Genomic DNA, 17,091 nt, shown 5'->3' with positions numbered 1-17,091 from the left:
CATCACTCGACCAGTTCGAGGCCGTGGCGTCCGTCGCGGTCGTCGATCTCGATGATCCAGAGATCCTCGTCGAAGCGGATTTCCTTGGCGATGCGCGTCTCGACGTCGGGGCTGTCGGCACCCGTCAGGATCGCCGCGAACCGCCGCTCGCCGTCATCTGCCTCGATCAGAGCCTGCGGGGCTGGACCGTAGAGATCGGCGGTGCCGTTCAGGCGGTCGACCTTGAGGAAGATCGCGCCGGCCTCGGGCGATCCGCGCCGGCGCTGCACGGCGGGAATGCCCTCGACGGCGAGACGGCGCAGATGCGCGGAGACCCAGAAATCGGCACGGAGACGAGGCATGACACCGCGATAGCGTGTCGGGCGCCGTGTTGCATCCCGCCGTCGGCGTCAGCCCTTGGCTGCGCCGGCCTTGGCGGCGAGTTCACGCAAGGTGCGGCCGGAGGCCTCGCCGGTCACCGGAAGTTTGCGGTCGCGCTCGAACTTCTCGATGGCCGTCTTCGTCGCCGGTCCCATCACGCCGTCGGCCTTGATCGTGCCGTAGCCGAGCTTCGCCAGCGCGCGCTGAGCCTGGGTCACCTTGTCGATCGGCTTCGGCGTCACCGACGCCGTGGTGTCTCCGGGTGTGCGCAGAATGTCCGCGATCGGGTCGCGGGCGGGTGACCTTTCTGCCTGCCGCGGTTCGGCTTTCTCTCGCGCGGCAGGTTCTGCGGCCGCCGCGACGGGCGTCGCCGGAGCCGTGACCGCTGGCGCCGGGCCGGCCTTGGCCTGCTGAATCGCCGCCTTCGGCAGGATCGGAGCCGGATGAGGCCCGGACTGGCGGCCGAGCGCGTTCACGCTCACATAACCGACCGCGACGAGCGCGGCGACGGACCCCAAGGCTTCGCCGGGACGGCTCATGCAGGTCTTCACGAGCCAGCGGCCGAAGCTGGCCACGGTCGCGAGGAATTCGGCGCCTGCCGAGCCGGAGGACGGTTCGTGGGCGGTACGGCGCGGCGCGGCCTTGGCGGCGGCTTTCGCGGGGCGCATGTCGCGCGGCACGACGATCTCGCGCTGATCCCGCCGCGTGCTTGGCTCGCGCATCAACGGGCTCCTTCGATGGTTCGGGGTGCTGCGGGGGACGGGAAGCGCGGCATGGTCAGCCGGCTTTCCGGAGCGCGGGCGCGCTCTCGCTGCGAGGCAAAGGGGTGTCGTCGAAGAGGCCGATCGGCAGGCGCACGACGGTCGGAGCGGGCTCGTCGGCCGACGCCGCGCCGCGCAGGCTGGCGCGGATCGGTGCCGGCTCGGCCAGAGCGTCGCTGCGGCGGGGTTCGACCGGCAGCGTCACGGAGACGGTCGTGCCCAGGCCCGGCGCACTCTCGATGGAAACCGATCCGCCATGCAGCCCGACGAGGCCACGCACCACCGAGAGACCGAGGCCGGTCCCCTCATGCGCCCGCTCGTAGCCACCATTCGCCTGGAAGAAGGGGTCGCCGATGCGCGGCAGGTCGGCCTCGGCGATGCCGCAGCCGGTATCGCCCACGACCAGGTCGAGGTAGTTCCCGCCGCTGCGAACCCCGACCTCGATGCGGCCGCCTTTCGGCGTGAACTTCACGGCATTCGAGATCAGGTTGATCAGCACCTGCCGGCAGGCCCGCGCGTCGGCCGTCAGAACCGCGCCGTGCGGGATCACCCCGCGAACGAGACGGATGCCGGCGCCGTCGGCCTTCATCTGCATCAGGTCGCAGCAGCCGTTCACGAGCTCCGAAACGTCGAGCATCTCGGGATCGAAGTCGAAATGTCCGCTCTGGATGCGCGACATGTCGAGCAGCGTGTTGACGACGCCGAGCAGGTGCCGACCCGACGAGGCGATGATGTCGGCGTATTCCTTCGAGCGCTCGGCCGTGATCGTGCAGGCGCCCTCCCCTCCGAGCACCTCGGAGAAGCCGATGATGGCGTTGAGGGGCGTGCGCAGCTCGTGCGTGACGGTCGCCAGAAACCGGCTCTTCACCGCATCGGCGCGCTCGGCATCCGCGCGGGCCTTGTCGAGCTCGGCGGCGTGGCGGTGATGCTCCGAGACGTCGCGGGTGACCGCGACGACGGTCGCGGCGGCGGCACCGCCGAGGCCTGCCTCGATCCGATGAGCACGCATCTCGGCGAAGATGGTGAGACTTCCATCGGCGCTCGGTGCGGCGAGGTGGAGGCGGAACGGAACGGTGACCGGTTCGCCGCTCGCGGCCACGTCGCTGATCGCCTTCAGCAGAGCCGGACGGTCGCCGATATGGACACGGTCGAGCAGGCCGAGGCCGCGCAGGCGGCCGGGCTCGGTGCCGACGAACTTCAGCGCTGAGGCGCTCGCCTCCAGCACACGGCCGTTGCCGTCGTGCCAGGTCACGAGGTCGTCGATGGCCGAGAGAAGCAGGCGGTCACGGGCTTCGTTGTCGCGCATCCGCGAGCGCCATTCGCCCTCACGGCGCAGGTGCTCGATGGCCTGCGCCGAGATGTGACCGATTGCGGTGATCGCGAAGAGCGGCATCGCGATGGCGCTCGGCCAACCGATGGCATGAGCAGTCAGGTCGAACTGACCAGCCACGGCGACCGCGAGTGCGCCGAGAGCCGCGATGAGCGCGGCTGCGACCGTGGCGCGGATCGAACCGGAGACCAGCGCTTCGAGCGGGATGGCCACCAGCCAGAGGGCGGCTGCCGAGCTCGAACCACCGGTGAGTGCGGCGAGGCAGACCACCACGCCGGTCAGGCCGGCCGAGGACAGGGCGTGCGCGATCCAGAGGATGCCGGTCCGCGAGAGCACGGCGGCGGCCAGCACCGGCAGGAACAGCGAGGCGATGCCGAGCGCTTCGATGCCGCTCGGGACACCGCGCCACAGCAGATAGGGCGGAAGGGCCGCCATCATCACCGCGCCTGCGGCGAGACGCGACACGAGGAAACGCTCGTGCCGGAAGCGCATTCCGGGCTCTTCGAGAGCCGTCTCGTGAACGAGGCCCGCCAGGCGGGCGTCGAACAGGGACGCAAAGGTCGTGGTGATACGCAAACTCGTCACGCCCAACGCGATCGGCCGCAAACGACGACCGGATTTCGCGCCCTTCAAGCTCACAGCTTCATCCGATGCGAACCGTCGCAGAGGCGGTTTAAGTGACGATGAAGCGAAAGCGTCGGATCGAGTCGCATGCGTCCGATATTGGATGCGGGAGGCACTCCGACGATCAAACCGGAGAAGTTTTCCACAGCCACGCTTCTCGCTTTTCGGCGATTCCCCAAGGGCGATGCGATTGGGACAAGGCTTCGTTCACCACGCCCTCCTTTTTCAACCGCTGCGTGGGATGCGCTTCACGCTCAGGTGCGAAGTTGAGGCTCGACGCCATCATGCGGGCGCGACGCCCAGCATCCAGCAGGTCGCACCATGTCGTTCCTTTTTCGGGCCGCCCTCGTGATCGGCGGCCTGTCCTACTTCGCCATGCAGCGCGACGGCACCGCACCGCCGGTCGTCGAACTCAAGGCGGCGGCCGAGCGGCAGGGCGAACAGCTCGCGGCGCTGGCAGGGGCACTACCGGCGGGGATGCGCGATGCGGCGGCCCAGGCCGCCACGGCTGAGCTGGTCAAGCGGCTCTCGACGCAGACCGCCTCGCGCGACACGCTGCTGGCCGTCGACCGTCGTCCGGAATGGCGCGGCAGCGATCTTCGCTGAGCGGCAGACCTATCCCCAGAGCGCTTGCGTCGGCGGGTGCACGAGGCTGCCTTCGTAGTGCAGACCCGGCTCACGGTCGCGCGCAAGCAGCAGAGGCCCATCGAGATCGACATAGGCTGCGCGTGAGGCGAGCAGCATGGCCGGCGCCATGGCGAGCGAGGTGCCGACCATGCAGCCGACCATGATCGCGAGACCGCGCGATTGCGCCTCCGCCGACAGCATCACCGCTTCCGTCAGCCCACCGGCCTTATCGAGCTTGATGTTGATGGCGTCGTAGCGCCTGGCCAGCGCGTCGAGCCCGGCGCGGTCGTGCAGGCTCTCGTCGGCGCAGATCGGGATGGTGCGGTCGATGGTTTCGAGGAGCGCGTCCTCGCCGGCCGGCAGCGGCTGTTCGATCAGCCCGACGCCCGCCGCCGTGCAGGCGGCGAGGTTTTCGATGATGGTCTCGGGCCGCCAGGCCTCGTTGGCGTCGACGATCAAGCGCGACTCCGGAGCGCCCCGCCGTACGGCGGCGATGCGGGCGGGATCGCCCTCCCCTCCGAGCTTCACCTTCAGCAGCGGGCGATACGCGGCCTTGCGGGCAGCCGCCTCCATGGATTCGGGATCGCCGAGGCTCAGCGTGTAGGCCGTCGTCGTCGGCGCAGGCGCATCGAGCGCCAGCATTTCCCAGACTGGCTGGCCGGAGCGCTTCGCCTCGAAATCCCAGAGGGCGCAATCGACGGCGTTGCGGGCGGCGCCCGGTTTCATGCGGTCGAGCAGATCGCGCGACGAGAGGCCGTCGGCCACGGCCCTCTCTTGCGCCTCGATCAGCGCGATGACGCTCTCCACCGTCTCGCCGTAGCGCGCATAGGGCACGCACTCGCCACGTCCGCGGATCTCCCCCTCCTCCACCGTCGCGACCACGACGACGGCTTCCGTCCGGCTGCCGCGGGCGATGGTGAAGGCGCCGGAGATCGGGAAGCGCTCGACCGAGACGGAGAGACGGCGGGTCATGGGCTCAGGCCTTCGGAAACTCGGCGGCGATGCGATCGACGATACCCTCGACGCCGAAACGCACCGGGTCGGTCGCCGGGAGATCGTGCTCCCTGGCGAGATCGTCGAGCAGTTTCCGGGCCGCCGCCTCCTCCAGTGCCTGCGTGTTCACGGCGATGCCGACCGGCCGGATGCCCGGATTGGTCAGGCGGCCGCTGGCGATCGTCTGCGCGATCACCTCGGCGATGGACGGCAGCGGATGCTTCACGCCGCGCATGGTTGTGCGGGTCGGCTCATGGCAGATCACGAAGGCGTCGGGCTGCGCGCCGTGCAGCAGGCCGAGGCTGACACCGGCGAAGGACGGGTGGAACAGCGAGCCCTGGCCCTCGATCAGATCCCAATGCGCGGGATCGGAATCCGGAGAGATCCATTCCACCGCGCCGGAGATGAAATCGGCCACCACGGCATCGATGGCGACGCCGCGTCCGGAGATGAACACGCCAGTCTGGCCCGTCGCACGAAAATCCGCATCGAAGCCGCGCTCGCGCATGCCCTTTTCGAGAGCCAAAGCCGCGTATTTCTTGCCCACCGAGCAGTCGGTGCCGACCGTGAGCAGGCGCAGCCCCGAGCGCTTTGTGCCCTTGCCGGTGTCGAACCGCTCGTCGCTGTGGCGGACGTCGTGGAGCTGGCGGCCATGCTTTTGCGCGGCGTCGGCGATCTCGGGGATCGAACCGAGGCGCACGTGCAGGCCGCTGGCCACGTCGAGCCCGGCTTCCAGCGCTTCGACGATCTCGGCGACCCATTGCTCCGGCAGCCGTCCGCCGGCATTGACCACGCCGACCACCATCGTGCGACAGCCCTTCTCCACGGCCTCGTTCAGCGTCAGGTCCGGAATGCCGAGATCGGCGGCGCAGCCCTCCATGCGGATCTGGCCGATGCACCATTCCGGACGCCAGTCTGCGATGCCGTAGGCGGTCTTGGCCGCGAGCCGGTCGGGCACGTCTCCGAGGAACATCAGGTAGGGCGTGGCGATCTGCATGGGTTCACGTCCATCGATGAAGGTTGGCCTGTCGTAGCCCGAGGGCTGCGACGAGCCGGTGTCGATCCGTCAGGTCGGGGCTATACGAGAGCCGGCGATCCGGCCACACGTCTTGGAGGCGAGCCGGCCAGCGCCTACCTGATCGCAACGATCACAGCCGACACGGAAAGCCCCATTGCCTCACGCCGACGCAAGCTCCACGCCGCTCATGCACGCCACCACCATCCTGATGGTGCGCAAGAACGGCCGGGTCGTCATCGGCGGTGACGGTCAGGTCAGCCTCGGGCAGACGATCGTCAAAGGCAATGCCCGCAAGGTGCGGCGCCTCGCCAAGGGCACGGTGATCGGCGGCTTCGCCGGGGCGACGGCCGATGCCTTCACGCTGTTCGAGCGGCTGGAGGCCAAGCTGGAGCAGTATCCCGGCCAGCTCACCCGTGCCTGCGTCGAGCTGACCAAGGACTGGCGCACCGACCGCTACCTGCGCCGGCTCGAGGCAATGATGGTCGTCGCCGACAAGTACGTCAGCCTGCTCCTATCGGGAGCCGGCGATGTGCTCGACCCCGAGGGCGGCGTCATGGCTATCGGCTCCGGCGGCAACTACGCGCTGGCCGCCGCACGCGCCCTCGAAGACCAGAATCTCGACGCCGAGGCCATCGTGCGCAAGGCGATGAAGATCGCGGCCGAAATCTGCGTCTACACGAATGGCAATCTCGTGATCGAGGCGCTCGAGACCGATGGGGCCTGACACGTTTGCCCCAATGACTCGATTGCGCTGACCAGAGCTTCGCGAGTCCCATCACGGCATTTGAGCGCCTAGCCTTCGCCTAACCGCGGGAGCGGGTTGCCGTTCCGACCCCGTTCGGCCCGACTCTGTCGCCCGAGAAGCTGCGGGAGTTGGACCTGAGCTCAGAATTGCCTGGGAGACGGCAAGTTGCCGAATGTCGAACTTTCTGGACATGGAATCCGCGGCCCGAGGTTTCGCCCGAACGCCGCTTCGGCAGCCGCTGATTTGGCGAGTGTGATGCGGATCACAGATCGCCGGCTTGAGATCTGTGAAATCGAGATTGTCCACGGCGCGGTTGCCGTACAACTCGAAAGGCTCAACTCATGAATAAGATCTGTTCTGCTCTACTTATCGTGGCCGCTTCCACGATGAGCGCCGCGAGTTCGCAGGCACGCCCAGCTCAGAAGGCGGTCGACGAGGCTCGCATGCGGATGACCCCGATCCGTGGGCAGTATATGCGGCTCGATCGATCGCCGACAAATACATGCACGGGCGCCTTCGATGGAGGGGAAAATCGATTCGACCGCATGTATGACAACATTGGGGTCTCAAGCTGCAAGTCCAGATGACGAATGATTCGTAAAACAACGTTGGCATGCGCTCAAAAACACTGGCAACGGCTCGATCTTCTCCATTCGAGTGCTACCGAGCGGAGAAGATCATTTCGACAATTTCTAGCCTGATCGTGCGGTGATCATGCGTCCAATCAGATATGTGCCGTCGTTCTGCTCACCGAGCTTGCCTCATCCAAAAAATCCTGACAATAATCATTTTCATCGAATTGTTTGAGATCTATAGTATTCGCGCGAACGATTAGATGCTCTTTGAGCCCGTCCGCAATGGAAACGCCACGGTCTCTCGATGGAATGTCCGAGTCGATCTCACGTCAGTTGACGAGTCGTACAACCCGACGGGATGCTCTCGGCTGGCTGGGCGTCATGACAGCGGGAATACCGTCTGCACTCGCTCAGTCATCCGCCAACCCCATTGTTGGATACCTCGGTCCCGAGTCGCCTCGGCTCTTCGCAACGCGCCTCGCCTATTTCCGCGAAGGTCTGGCCGAGTCCGGCTATCACGAGGGCCGAAACGTGATCCTCGAATTTCGCTGGGCCGAAGGCCACTATGACAGGCTCCCGGGGCTTGCTCGGCAACTCGTCGAGCATGGCGTCAAGGTCCTCGTGGCACCAGGTGGCGCTCCCGTTGCGCTTGCAGCGAAGTCGGCCACGCCGACGATCCCGGTCATTTTCGAAATGGGTGGAGATCCTGTCGCGCTCGGCGTCGTCGACAACCTGGCTCGACCGCCAGGGAACGTGACAGGAATCTCGAGTCTGAGCGTCGATGTCTCGCGCAAGCGCTTGGAGTTTCTTCGTGACGTGGTGCGGAAAGCAACGGCGTTCACGGTCATCATCAATCCCACCAGCCCGACGGCGCGCTCGCAACTGCGCTCCTTGAACGAGGCCGCCGAAAGTCTCGGTGTCGAACTTCAGGTCTCACCCGTCGCTCGTCAGGAAGAGTTCGAGCCGATCTTCGCGAGCGTCTTCAGCGGACGAACGAGCGGGATCGTCTTCACGTCCGACCCTTACTTCGCCAATCGCAGTCAACTCCTCGCCGAGCTGGCCCTTCGCTACAAGGTGCCGGCCATCACGCAGTCGAGAGATTTCGTTCTGTGTGGCGGATTGCTGAGCTATGGCGGAGACTTCACGCAATCGCACCTGCAGGCAGGGATCTACACAGGGGAGGTCCTGAAGGGAAAATCCCCGAAGGATCTGCCGGTGCAGCTCGTGACGAAGGTCGAGTTCTTCATCAATGCGAAGACCGCCGGCCTCCTGGGCTTGATCATACCGCCGTCCCTGCTCAGTGGTGCCGATACAGTCATCGAATGAGCGAGAGTCCTCTCCGTCATCGGGGCTCGCGCGGAACACCGTCGGAGACCGAGAAGACGGGTACATCGTCCTTCAGCCCCTTCAACGGTCGTGAGCCGAGGGAGGCGATCGTCACACGGCCGCCGAGACTATCGGCCAAGCTCACATCGACCAGAATCTGTCCGTCCGCCGCTGACGCACACAGCCGTGCCGCCAGATTCACGACGGGGCCGATGGCAGTGTAGTCGTATCGCTGCTCGTATCCGATCCGCCCGACGGTGGCGGCCCCCATCGCGGCACCGACGCCGAAGCCGATCTGATGGCCCTTGCCGCGCCACGAGACGAGCAGGCTTTGAACTGCGGCTTGCATGTCGATGGCCAGTCGAGCAGCAGCCAAGGCGGGGTCCGTCACGCGCACGGGAGCGTTCAAGATCGCCATGAGGCCGTCGCCGGTGAAGGAAATCAAGGTCGCACGATGCGCCGTGACAACGCGACCGAGTGCCTCGAAATAGCTGCCGAGCACATCCATCACAGCGTCAGGTGACGAGGCGGCGGAGAAAGCCGTAAAGCCGCGCAGGTCGCAGAAGATGACCGAGACGGTCACGCGCTGGCCATCGAGAATGTTGTCGTCTCCCGTGCGATCGACGAGCTCGGCAATCTGGGGCGAAAGGAATCGCTTCAGGCGTCTGATGCGCTCCTGTCGTTCCTGTGAAATCGCCAGCTCTCCTGCCATGGCATTGAAGCGCGCGGCGAGCCGGCCCAATTCGTCGACGGACGTGATCGCAATTCGGTGTTCGAAATTGCCGGCACCGATTTGCTCGGTGCCGTACTCCAGACGCTGGATCGGACCGGTCATTCGGCGTGCAAGCCAATAGGCGAGCACGGCAGCGAACAGCGCGCCGACGACCAGAAGTGCCCCCGTGCGCACCAGAGCCCGAGAGATGGGCCCGAAGGCCTCTGCCGTCGGCAACATGACGATCACCGTCCAGCCGACCGCTGGGATCGTCGACATCGAGGCCATGACGCTTTGCCCCGAGGCGTCTTTCCCCGTCGCGATCCCGCCGGAAGCGTGAATGACCTCGCGAAGCGCCACCAGAGGACGTGCCGCGGGATCGTCGGCGCCGCGGAGGACGAGGTTGATGTCGGGATGCGCTATGAGCCGTCCCGGACTGTCGAGGACGAAGGCTTGTCCCGTCTCTCCCACTTTGATGCCCGAAACGACTTCTTGGATCAGCTTGAGGTTGATCTCTGCGAGGGCATAGCCAGCCGACGTGCGGTTCCCTGCGACCGCGATCGTCATGAAGGGCTCGGAGCCGCGGTGATAGGTGACCGGACCGTACCAGATCCGGCTCGTTCGGGCGCCAACGACGCCTGGATCGGCAGCTAGGTCGAAGCCCCCGTCGAATCTGTTCAACTCCACCCGAGAAACGTGAAGCCGCTCCTGCCCGTCTCCGTCGGCGAGCGTAAGGCTCATGATGGCGGGCACTCGCCGGAGCAGGAGAGCGGCATCGACCTTGTGACGATCAGCGGACGACGCAGTCCACGAGAGCTGAACCATCCAGCCCAGCTGCTCTCGGATGGTGTCGATGAAGGCGTTAATTCGAAAGGCTGCGGCACGCCCCTCCAAGCCGAGTTGGTCTTGCAGTTGCTCACGCCGGTCACGATAGCCCAGCCAAGCTTCCACGCTCCCGTTCGTGAAAAGTGGGAGCGCCACCGCTGCGAAAAGAGCGACGAAGTATTTTCCGAACAACGACCTATGGGGCCGAGCCTTTGCTCCGATCATGGCGCGTCCGACCCGAGCTAAGGTGCTTCATCCGAGACAAGGCTCGGTTCGTCGGAACCGAGTTCATGGCCACCCCATCTCTCATGTCGAGGCATGTCGGCGAACCTCACCGTCCGCGGTGGGGTGGTATACGAACCAACTCCGCAGCAGACGATAACCTCGGGAGCGAATATTTTCTTATGATTCTACAATTTCGGCGGCGTCCCCCGGCAATATTCAATTTTCTTTATGACAGGTCCGAATCGGATTATTTCCGGTGACACTTATTTCGACAAGAGCAAAGGCTTCATTGTCATCGATAACCATGATTGACTGATCGCCGGGTGGCTCCGATGCTGGAAAACGTGAAGCTGGGCAAGATCCTAGCTGCAAATCCTCTATTCGCCGGTATTGCTGACGACGCTCTGCAGACGGTCGCCAGACTCTCTGCGAACCGCGAATTGGCCGCTCACGAAATTCTTTTCCAAAAGAACGACGCTGCCGATGCCCTCTACGCCGTACGGCGCGGGGAGGTGAGGATCGTCACGCGAACGACCGAGGGGCGCGAACTCACGCTCAATCTGCTCGGTCCCGGCGACGTTTTCGGCGAGATAGCCCTTCTGGACGGAGGGTGCCGCACCGCAGACGCGATCGCCACCGAAGTGACGATCCTGTCGGTCATCCGTCGGTCCGATTTTCTCGACCTGCTTGCGCGAGAATCGACCCTAGCACTCCGCGTGATCGACCTGATGTGTGCGCGCGTGCGGTGGATGAGCGAGCGCATGGAAGAAACGAACCTCTTGTCGCCCGCCGCGCGCATCGGCCGCCGGCTCGTGGATCTTGCCGAAGATTACGGCGACGACGTCCAAGTGACCCAGGACGAGTTGGCCGTTTTCGCCAACACGACGCGCGAGACCGTCAACCGACAGCTTCAGGCCTGGAAGCGCCAGGGGCTGATCGAACTTGGCCGCGGACATTGTCGCATTCTGAGCCGGCATGGCCTTGAACGAGCGACGTCGGAATGCGGTCTCTCGCGACGATGATAGGACGACGGTCGAATGGCGATCGCTGACATCGATCGCTTGAAGCCCGTGCCGCAGCCGCTCAATCGACTTGAAGGGCGCGAGGCCGCGGATTGCCGATGCCCAGTGGATGTCCTTTGCGGGGCTCGGCGTGATAGAGACAGACAGACTGAAAGCACCCATCAAAGACGCGATAGGCTGCGCTGCCGAGTTCCTCGGATCGACCAAACGACCCATCTGCCGATGGCGACGCGAGGCTTCCCGGCAAAACTCCTGAGTTAGGCCGGGCATAGGATGCCGGTCAGCAAATCGTCCGTTTATAGGAATATAAGCTAATCATCGTCACGTTGTCAATGGCGTTTCGGGCCGAGCCTCGGGCGCGCGAGACGCAAGCTCGACCGTTCCGGGGCCCGTTCGAGCGTGGGACGGCCTGGGACAGGTGGGACGGTCGTTCAGGTGTCCCATCCACAGCGCAGGTCGTCGCGGCAGGCATGCGGCAGGCTCCGTCGCGTCTGGAAAGAGCGTGCCGGCCCGCTTAGATCGGTGCGAGATTCGTCCGCCTCGATGCCGCGCGCCGTGGCCTGCCAGGAACCCGATGACCACCTTCTCTCCCCGTGAGATCGTCTCCGAACTCGACCGCTTCATCGTCGGCCAGAAGGATGCCAAGCGCGCCGTCGCCATCGCGCTGCGCAACCGCTGGCGGCGCCAGCAGCTCACCGGGCCGCTGAAGGAGGAGGTCGCTCCCAAGAACATCCTGATGATCGGGCCGACCGGCTGCGGCAAGACCGAGATCGCCCGGCGGCTGGCGAAGCTCGCGGGCGCGCCATTCCTCAAGGTCGAGGCCACCAAGTTCACCGAGGTCGGCTATGTCGGCCGCGACGTCGAACAGATCATCCGCGACCTCGTGGAGGTCGGCATCAGCCTGCGCCGCGAGGAAAAGCGCAAGGAGGTCAAGGCCAAGGCGGAAGCCGCCGCCGAAAACCGCATCCTCGACGCCCTGGTCGGCCCGACCGCCAGCCAGACCACCCGCGATTCCTTCCGTAAGAAGCTGCGCAACAGCGAGCTCGACGACAAGGAGGTCGAAGTGGAGCTTGCCCAAGGCGGGTCGCAGGGGCTGCCCATGTTCGAGATCCCGGGCATGCCCGGCGCCTCGATGGGCGCGATCAATATCGGGGAGATGCTCGGCAAGGCCATGGGCGGCCAGCGCGGCAAGCCGAAGCGCATCACCGTGCGAGATGCCTACGCGCCGCTCCTCGCCGAGGAGAGCGACAAGCTCGTCGACGACGATGCGCTGACCCGTGAGGCGATCCGCGAGGTCGAGGATAACGGCATCGTCTTCCTCGACGAGATCGACAAGATCTGCGCCCGCGAGAGCCGCTCCGGCGCCGACGTCTCCCGCGAGGGCGTGCAGCGCGACCTGCTGCCGTTGATCGAAGGCACGACGGTGGCGACCAAGCACGGCGCGGTGAAGACCGACCACGTGCTGTTCATCGCCAGCGGCGCCTTCCATGTCTCGAAGCCGTCCGACCTGCTGCCCGAGCTGCAAGGGCGCCTGCCGATCCGCGTCGAGCTGCAGCCGCTGACTGTCGAAGATTTCAAGCAGATCCTCACCACCACCGAGGCGAGCCTGCTCAAGCAGACCGTTGCCTTGATGCTGACCGAGGGCGTCACCCTCGACTTCACGGACGATGCCGTGGACGCGCTGGCCCGCGTCGCTGTCGAGGTGAATTCCTCCGTCGAGAACATCGGCGCGCGCCGGCTCCAGACGGTGCTGGAGCGCGTGATCGACGAGATCTCCTTCACTGCCACCGATCGCTCGGGAGAAACGCTGACGATCGACGCCGGTTACGTTCGCGACCGCGTCGAGGATCTGGCGGCGAACGCGGATCTCAGCCGGTTCATTCTCTAGCGGTGATTTCGTCGGACGGGCGGAACGGGATGCTGCTTCCGCTCCTGGCGCTGGTCGCCGGCATGGTCTCGATCCAGGTCGGGGCGGCGCTGGCCAAGTCGCTGTTTCCGGTCGTCGGCGCGTCAGGCGTCACGGCCCTGCGCGTCGGCATCTCGGCCTTGATCCTGGTCGCGGCATGGCGGCCGTGGCGGCGTCATCTGGCGCTCGCCGATGCCCGAGCCATCGTCCTCTATGGCTGCGCACTCGGAGCGATGAACCTGCTGTTCTATCAGTCGCTGCGTACGATCCCGCTCGGGATCGCCGTGGCGATCGAGTTCGTGGGCCCGCTCTCCGTCGCGCTGTTCTCGTCTCGCCGACCTGGGGATTTCGCCTGGATCGGCTTGTCCGTGATCGGTCTCGGGTTGCTGCTGCCGCTGCACGACGAGGCCGCGATCGATCCGCTCGGCGCGGCCTGCGCGCTCGCAGCAGGCGTGTGCTGGGCGCTCTACATCGTCTTCGGCCAGCGTGCGGGTCAGGCGCATGGCGGGCAGGCTGTGTCGTTGGGCATGGCGGTCGCCGCGCTGCTGGCCGCGCCGTTCGGAATCGTCGAGGAGGGCGTGAAGCTGCTCGAACCGCAGGCTCTCCTGACCGGGCTGATCGTCGCCGTGATGTCGAGCGCCCTGCCCTACTCCCTTGAGATGTACGGACTTCGTCGGCTGCCTCGCCAGGTGTTCGGGGTCACGATGAGCCTGGAGCCGGCCGTCGCAGCCCTGGCTGCCCTCGCGGTCCTCGGAGAGCGCCTGAGCCTGCTTCAGAGCGTCGCCATCGGCTGCGTGATCGCGGCCTCTGCCGGTATCACCTTGGGAAGCCGCCGGCACGTGCCGGCGGCCGACGCTTGATCCAACGAACGTAAGGCTAGGCTGCCACGGCCTCCAGGAAACGCTCGATCTCGCTTTCGAGACCGGAGGCGACCTCTTCGACGGACGATGCCGCGCTCTGCACGGTCGCGGACATTTCCGAGGTTCGATGCGCGGCCTCGCGGACGATTCCGAGCGCTCCGGAGATGCTCGCGGCCGTCATGGCCGATTGCGCGGCGCTTTCCGAGATTTCGCTGGTGGCGGCGCCCTGGGCGGAGACGGCCTGAGAGATCTCGGCGGTGGTGGCGTTGATGGCTACCATGCGCCGCGACATCCGACCGATCGCTTCGACGGCCGAGCCGGTCGAGCTCTGGACGGTGGCGATCTGCTCCGCGATCTCGTCCGTTGCCTTCGCGGTCTGGGTCGCCAGGGTCTTCACCTCGGCCGCGACCACGGCGAAGCCGCGACCCGCCTCGCCGGCGCGCGCTGCCTCGATCGTGGCGTTGAGAGCAAGCAGGTTGGTCTGCTCGGCGATGCTGCGGATCAGCCCGACCACGTCGCCGATGCGCTGCGTGAACGAGGCGAGCTTCACGACCTCGTCGTTGGTCGCGCCGGCCTCGTCGACGGCGCCCTCGACCTCGCGCTTGGCATCCTCGACACGCGCCGCGATCTCGGAGATCGAGGCCGACAGCTCTTCGGCGGCAGCGGCGACGGCCTGGACGTGGCCTGAGCTCTGATCGAAGCCGACGGAGGCGCTGTCGGCGCCGCTCTGCGCCTCGCTCGAGAGGCCCGACATCGTGTGCGAGCGCTGGCGAAGCTCGTCGGTCCGCGCGCGGAACGCGGCGATGGCCGCGCCGACCTCTCCTCGAAACCGCTCGATCTCGCTCTCGATCTGCGCGCGGCGCAGGCCATCGGCTTCCGACGCGGTCTTCTGATCGATCTCCATGACCCGGGCGTGGCGGCTGGTATGGAGCAGGCCGTCTAGTGCGCGGGCGACCGCGCCGATCTCGTCGGCGCGGTCGCGATGACGGATCGGGCTGTCGAGATCGCCGGCCGTGAGCTGAGTGGTGCGCTCGGCGATGTCGCCGAGTGGCCGGAACAGCCGCGCCGCGACCCAGCCGATGATCAGCATGGCGACCAACGCGACGCCGGCTGCGACCCAGCCCATCGCGACCATCGTCTCACGATGCATCGCGTCGTAGCGCTCGATCGGGATGCCGACATAGAGAATGCCGTTGACCTTGCCTGCGAGATCGAGGGTCGGCTGGTACACGGTGTAGAAGCGACGCCCGAACAGGTCGGCCGGGCCGGAATAGGTCTGACCTTTTCGCAGAATGGCCTGGGCCGGATGGTCGGCCGCCAATGCGGTGCCGACCGCGCGCTCGCCGTTCTCCTTCTTCACGTTCGTGATCTTACGGACGAAGGCGTCGCGGGTGGGCTCATAGGCGAAAACCGTCGCATTGCCGCCGACATAGGCGGCGGTACGGTCGACGATCGAGAGGTCGCTCAGGTTGCTCAGGTCCGGCGTCACGGTCTGGAGCACGCGGCTGCCGTCGAGGCGCAGCGTGGTTCCGGGAACGATGTCGGCGAAGACGCGGGCCAGGGCGCCGATATTGTGCTCGCCCTCTTCGCTCTGCTTGCTCTCGAGATGCGACTGCATCTCGTAGCTGGCGCCGAACCATAGGGCACCCGAGGTGATGGCAATGGCGACGGCTGCGAGAACGATGACCTTCGATGTCAGGCTTGTGAGCCGCAGCATGACTAATCCCCCGGATGCAGGCTTTGCGGGAGACTTTTCCATATTGCGGTTAGCGTCGAGTGAACGGGCACATGCAGGCTGGGATCGCCTCAAACCTTCAGCGCAGAGGCGTGATCAGGCCGTCCAGACTTGGCCGGGGCGGAGCGGCAGGAACACCTCCTGGCTCAAGCCGGCGGCACCGAGCGCGGCCGAGAGGGCCTCGGCGGGCCGTTCGATGCCTTCGTCCGTGAGCTTGAAAGTGCCCCAGTGGTGGCCGAGCGCCTGCTCGGTGCCGAGAAGCCGAAATGCCTCCACAGCGTCAGCCGGATTCATGTGCTGCGGCTCCATGAACCAGCGGGGTTCGTAGGCGCCGATCGGCAGCGTCGCGAGACGCGGCGGGCCGAAGCGGGCGCGGATCTCGCGAAAGATCTGGCCGCTGCCGAGGCCGGTATCGCCGACATGGTAGTGCACGCCGCGCGGCGTGGTCAGCACGAAGGCGCACCAGAGTGCCATGCGGCGGTCGTTGAGCCCGCGCGCCGACCAATGGTTTGCTGGCGTGAGATGCACCGTGATGCCGCCGCCGAGATCGATCGACTCGCCCCAATCTCGCGTCTCGACATGCATGGTCTCGTCGTAGCCGCGCAGGATCGCGTCGTTGCCGAGCGGCGCGACGATCAGCGGCTGATGCGCCTGCCAGAGACGCGCCATGGTCGGCCCGTCGAGGTGGTCGTAGTGGTTGTGGGTGATCAGCACCGCGTCGATCGACGGCAGATCATCGAAGGCGATGCCCGGCGGGTTGGCTCGTTTCGGCCCGGCGAAGCGGACAGGGCTGGCGCGCTTGGCGAAGACCGGATCAACCAGGATGTTGCGGCCGGCGACCTGAAACAGGTAGCTCGCGTGACCGATCAGCACGACCCGCAATCCCTCGAAGCGCTGTGGTGGCACGTCGGCGGCGAAGGGGCTCGGTGCGGCGGCCGGCCAGTCCTCGCGCTTGGCGCTCATCCGCCAGCGGACGATGTCCGAAAAGTCCTTGTCGGGCGACTGTTCGGGTCCGAAGAAGCGCAGGCCGTCGAAATGGTCGCTGACCGGGCCGCGATAATACGGGTTCGAGTTGCGCTTATGCGCGGCGTAGCCGACGCCGCCCAGAGTCATCACCGTGGCCGCGCTTGCGGCCGTGATCATGCTTCGTCGTTTCATCGTTCAAGACATGGCGAGTCGCCGCGCCGCTTCAAGCGTTGCGCGGTTCGTCTGCGATGAGGTGCCTGACCGGCCGAGAACGCCCCCCTGCCGATGACCCAAGCAAACGATCCGATCGATCACTTCGGAGCAATCTTCATTTCTTAAAGTAGTAAAGTTAGTTTAGTTACTGTAATTATGAATGCAAATTCAATCAATGTTTTATAAACTGCTCAATTTGCTATCGGTGATCAATTTTCAGTGATGATGTAGAGGTTTGTTTCCAGTTTGTAACCATTTGGAGTCATAG

Annotated in this window: 14 protein-coding genes; 6 read left to right on the top strand and 8 right to left on the bottom strand. The window is 65.7% G+C overall.

Annotated elements, in window-relative coordinates; translation table 11 throughout:
• Positions 1–2: 2 nt before the first annotated feature.
• Genes GGR33_RS16245 through GGR33_RS16235 form a run of 3 tightly spaced genes read right to left on the bottom strand, consistent with a single transcriptional unit; the run spans position 3 to position 3,036 of the window.
• The gene (locus GGR33_RS16245; protein ID WP_183507077.1) at positions 3–341 is read right to left on the bottom strand and encodes a DUF1491 family protein; all 339 of its coding nucleotides are present in this window, start codon (positions 339–341) and stop codon (positions 3–5) included.
• Positions 342–389: 48 nt separating this feature from the next.
• Positions 390–1,082 (bottom strand): peptidoglycan-binding domain-containing protein, encoded by a 693-nt coding sequence (locus GGR33_RS16240; RefSeq protein ID WP_183507075.1) that lies wholly within the window; start codon positions 1,080–1,082, stop codon positions 390–392.
• 55 nt (positions 1,083–1,137) lie between these two features.
• Positions 1,138–3,036 carry a sensor histidine kinase gene (locus GGR33_RS16235; protein WP_284211557.1) on the bottom strand — a complete coding sequence of 633 codons (1,899 nt, stop codon included), beginning with the start codon at positions 3,034–3,036 and terminating at the stop codon, positions 1,138–1,140.
• A gap of 360 nt (positions 3,037–3,396) precedes the next feature.
• Here GGR33_RS16235 and GGR33_RS16230 point away from each other — a divergent pair, with 360 nt between their 5' ends.
• Positions 3,397–3,681 (top strand): hypothetical protein, encoded by a 285-nt coding sequence (locus GGR33_RS16230; RefSeq protein ID WP_183507073.1) that lies wholly within the window; start codon positions 3,397–3,399, stop codon positions 3,679–3,681.
• A 9-nt stretch (positions 3,682–3,690) separates the two neighbouring features.
• Here GGR33_RS16230 and dgcA read toward each other — a convergent pair whose 3' ends face one another.
• Together dgcA and dgcN are read right to left on the bottom strand one after the other, a co-directional pair.
• On the bottom strand, positions 3,691–4,674 hold the full coding sequence (gene dgcA / locus GGR33_RS16225; protein ID WP_183507071.1) for an N-acetyl-D-Glu racemase DgcA: 984 nt from the start codon (positions 4,672–4,674) through the stop codon (positions 3,691–3,693).
• 4 nt (positions 4,675–4,678) lie between these two features.
• Positions 4,679–5,692 carry an N-acetyltransferase DgcN gene (gene dgcN, locus GGR33_RS16220; protein ID WP_183507069.1) on the bottom strand — a complete coding sequence of 338 codons (1,014 nt, stop codon included), beginning with the start codon at positions 5,690–5,692 and terminating at the stop codon, positions 4,679–4,681.
• A gap of 208 nt (positions 5,693–5,900) precedes the next feature.
• Here dgcN and hslV point away from each other — a divergent pair, with 208 nt between their 5' ends.
• The gene (gene hslV / locus GGR33_RS16215) at positions 5,901–6,437 is read left to right on the top strand and encodes an ATP-dependent protease subunit HslV (protein ID WP_183507067.1); all 537 of its coding nucleotides are present in this window, start codon (positions 5,901–5,903) and stop codon (positions 6,435–6,437) included.
• 905 nt (positions 6,438–7,342) lie between these two features.
• Positions 7,343–8,359 (top strand): ABC transporter substrate-binding protein, encoded by a 1,017-nt coding sequence (locus GGR33_RS16210; RefSeq protein ID WP_306484341.1) that lies wholly within the window; start codon positions 7,343–7,345, stop codon positions 8,357–8,359.
• Positions 8,360–8,375: 16 nt separating this feature from the next.
• Here GGR33_RS16210 and GGR33_RS16205 read toward each other — a convergent pair whose 3' ends face one another.
• Complete coding sequence (locus GGR33_RS16205) at positions 8,376–10,121, bottom strand: adenylate/guanylate cyclase domain-containing protein (protein ID WP_183507065.1); 1,746 nt, start codon at positions 10,119–10,121, stop codon at positions 8,376–8,378.
• 332 nt (positions 10,122–10,453) lie between these two features.
• Here GGR33_RS16205 and GGR33_RS16200 point away from each other — a divergent pair, with 332 nt between their 5' ends.
• The 3 genes from GGR33_RS16200 (at position 10,454) to GGR33_RS16190 (ending at position 13,909) form a co-directional block, all read left to right on the top strand.
• The gene (locus tag GGR33_RS16200; protein WP_183507063.1) at positions 10,454–11,143 is read left to right on the top strand and encodes a Crp/Fnr family transcriptional regulator; all 690 of its coding nucleotides are present in this window, start codon (positions 10,454–10,456) and stop codon (positions 11,141–11,143) included.
• A gap of 574 nt (positions 11,144–11,717) precedes the next feature.
• Complete coding sequence (gene hslU, locus GGR33_RS16195; protein WP_183507061.1) at positions 11,718–13,031, top strand: ATP-dependent protease ATPase subunit HslU; 1,314 nt, start codon at positions 11,718–11,720, stop codon at positions 13,029–13,031.
• Between the two features lie 29 nt (positions 13,032–13,060).
• Positions 13,061–13,909 carry an EamA family transporter gene (locus GGR33_RS16190; RefSeq protein ID WP_183507059.1) on the top strand — a complete coding sequence of 283 codons (849 nt, stop codon included), beginning with the start codon at positions 13,061–13,063 and terminating at the stop codon, positions 13,907–13,909.
• Between the two features lie 16 nt (positions 13,910–13,925).
• On the opposite strand, the gene GGR33_RS16185 is transcribed toward GGR33_RS16190, so the two are convergent.
• Both GGR33_RS16185 and GGR33_RS16180 read right to left on the bottom strand, forming a co-directional pair.
• On the bottom strand, positions 13,926–15,626 hold the full coding sequence (locus tag GGR33_RS16185) for a methyl-accepting chemotaxis protein (protein WP_183507057.1): 1,701 nt from the start codon (positions 15,624–15,626) through the stop codon (positions 13,926–13,928).
• A 114-nt stretch (positions 15,627–15,740) separates the two neighbouring features.
• Positions 15,741–16,802 (bottom strand): MBL fold metallo-hydrolase, encoded by a 1,062-nt coding sequence (locus GGR33_RS16180; RefSeq protein ID WP_183507055.1) that lies wholly within the window; start codon positions 16,800–16,802, stop codon positions 15,741–15,743.
• Positions 16,803–17,091: the final 289 nt, after the last annotated feature.

Origin of the sequence: Methylobacterium brachythecii (genome assembly GCF_014196345.1) — a bacterium.
Classification (GTDB): domain Bacteria; phylum Pseudomonadota; class Alphaproteobacteria; order Rhizobiales; family Beijerinckiaceae; genus Methylobacterium; species Methylobacterium brachythecii.
Note: the sequence above shows the minus strand (reverse complement) of the source record. Positions and strands in the feature narration are given on the sequence as shown.

Excerpts from the sequence above, each read along its gene's own strand:
- GGR33_RS16245 (WP_183507077.1), bottom strand. The coding sequence starts at position 341 with ATGCCTCGTCTCCGTGCCGATTTCTGGGTCTCCGCGCATCTGCGCCGT.
- GGR33_RS16240 (WP_183507075.1), bottom strand. The coding sequence starts at position 1,082 with ATGCGCGAGCCAAGCACGCGGCGGGATCAGCGCGAGATCGTCGTGCCG.
- GGR33_RS16230 (WP_183507073.1), top strand. The coding sequence starts at position 3,397 with ATGTCGTTCCTTTTTCGGGCCGCCCTCGTGATCGGCGGCCTGTCCTAC.
- dgcA (WP_183507071.1), bottom strand. The coding sequence starts at position 4,674 with ATGACCCGCCGTCTCTCCGTCTCGGTCGAGCGCTTCCCGATCTCCGGC.
- dgcN (WP_183507069.1), bottom strand. The coding sequence starts at position 5,692 with ATGCAGATCGCCACGCCCTACCTGATGTTCCTCGGAGACGTGCCCGAC.
- hslV (WP_183507067.1), top strand. The coding sequence starts at position 5,901 with ATGCACGCCACCACCATCCTGATGGTGCGCAAGAACGGCCGGGTCGTC.
- GGR33_RS16210 (WP_306484341.1), top strand. The coding sequence starts at position 7,343 with ATGTCCGAGTCGATCTCACGTCAGTTGACGAGTCGTACAACCCGACGG.
- GGR33_RS16205 (WP_183507065.1), bottom strand. The coding sequence starts at position 10,121 with ATGATCGGAGCAAAGGCTCGGCCCCATAGGTCGTTGTTCGGAAAATAC.
- GGR33_RS16200 (WP_183507063.1), top strand. The coding sequence starts at position 10,454 with ATGCTGGAAAACGTGAAGCTGGGCAAGATCCTAGCTGCAAATCCTCTA.
- hslU (WP_183507061.1), top strand. The coding sequence starts at position 11,718 with ATGACCACCTTCTCTCCCCGTGAGATCGTCTCCGAACTCGACCGCTTC.
- GGR33_RS16190 (WP_183507059.1), top strand. The coding sequence starts at position 13,061 with ATGCTGCTTCCGCTCCTGGCGCTGGTCGCCGGCATGGTCTCGATCCAG.
- GGR33_RS16185 (WP_183507057.1), bottom strand. The coding sequence starts at position 15,626 with ATGCTGCGGCTCACAAGCCTGACATCGAAGGTCATCGTTCTCGCAGCC.
- GGR33_RS16180 (WP_183507055.1), bottom strand. The coding sequence starts at position 16,802 with ATGAAACGACGAAGCATGATCACGGCCGCAAGCGCGGCCACGGTGATG.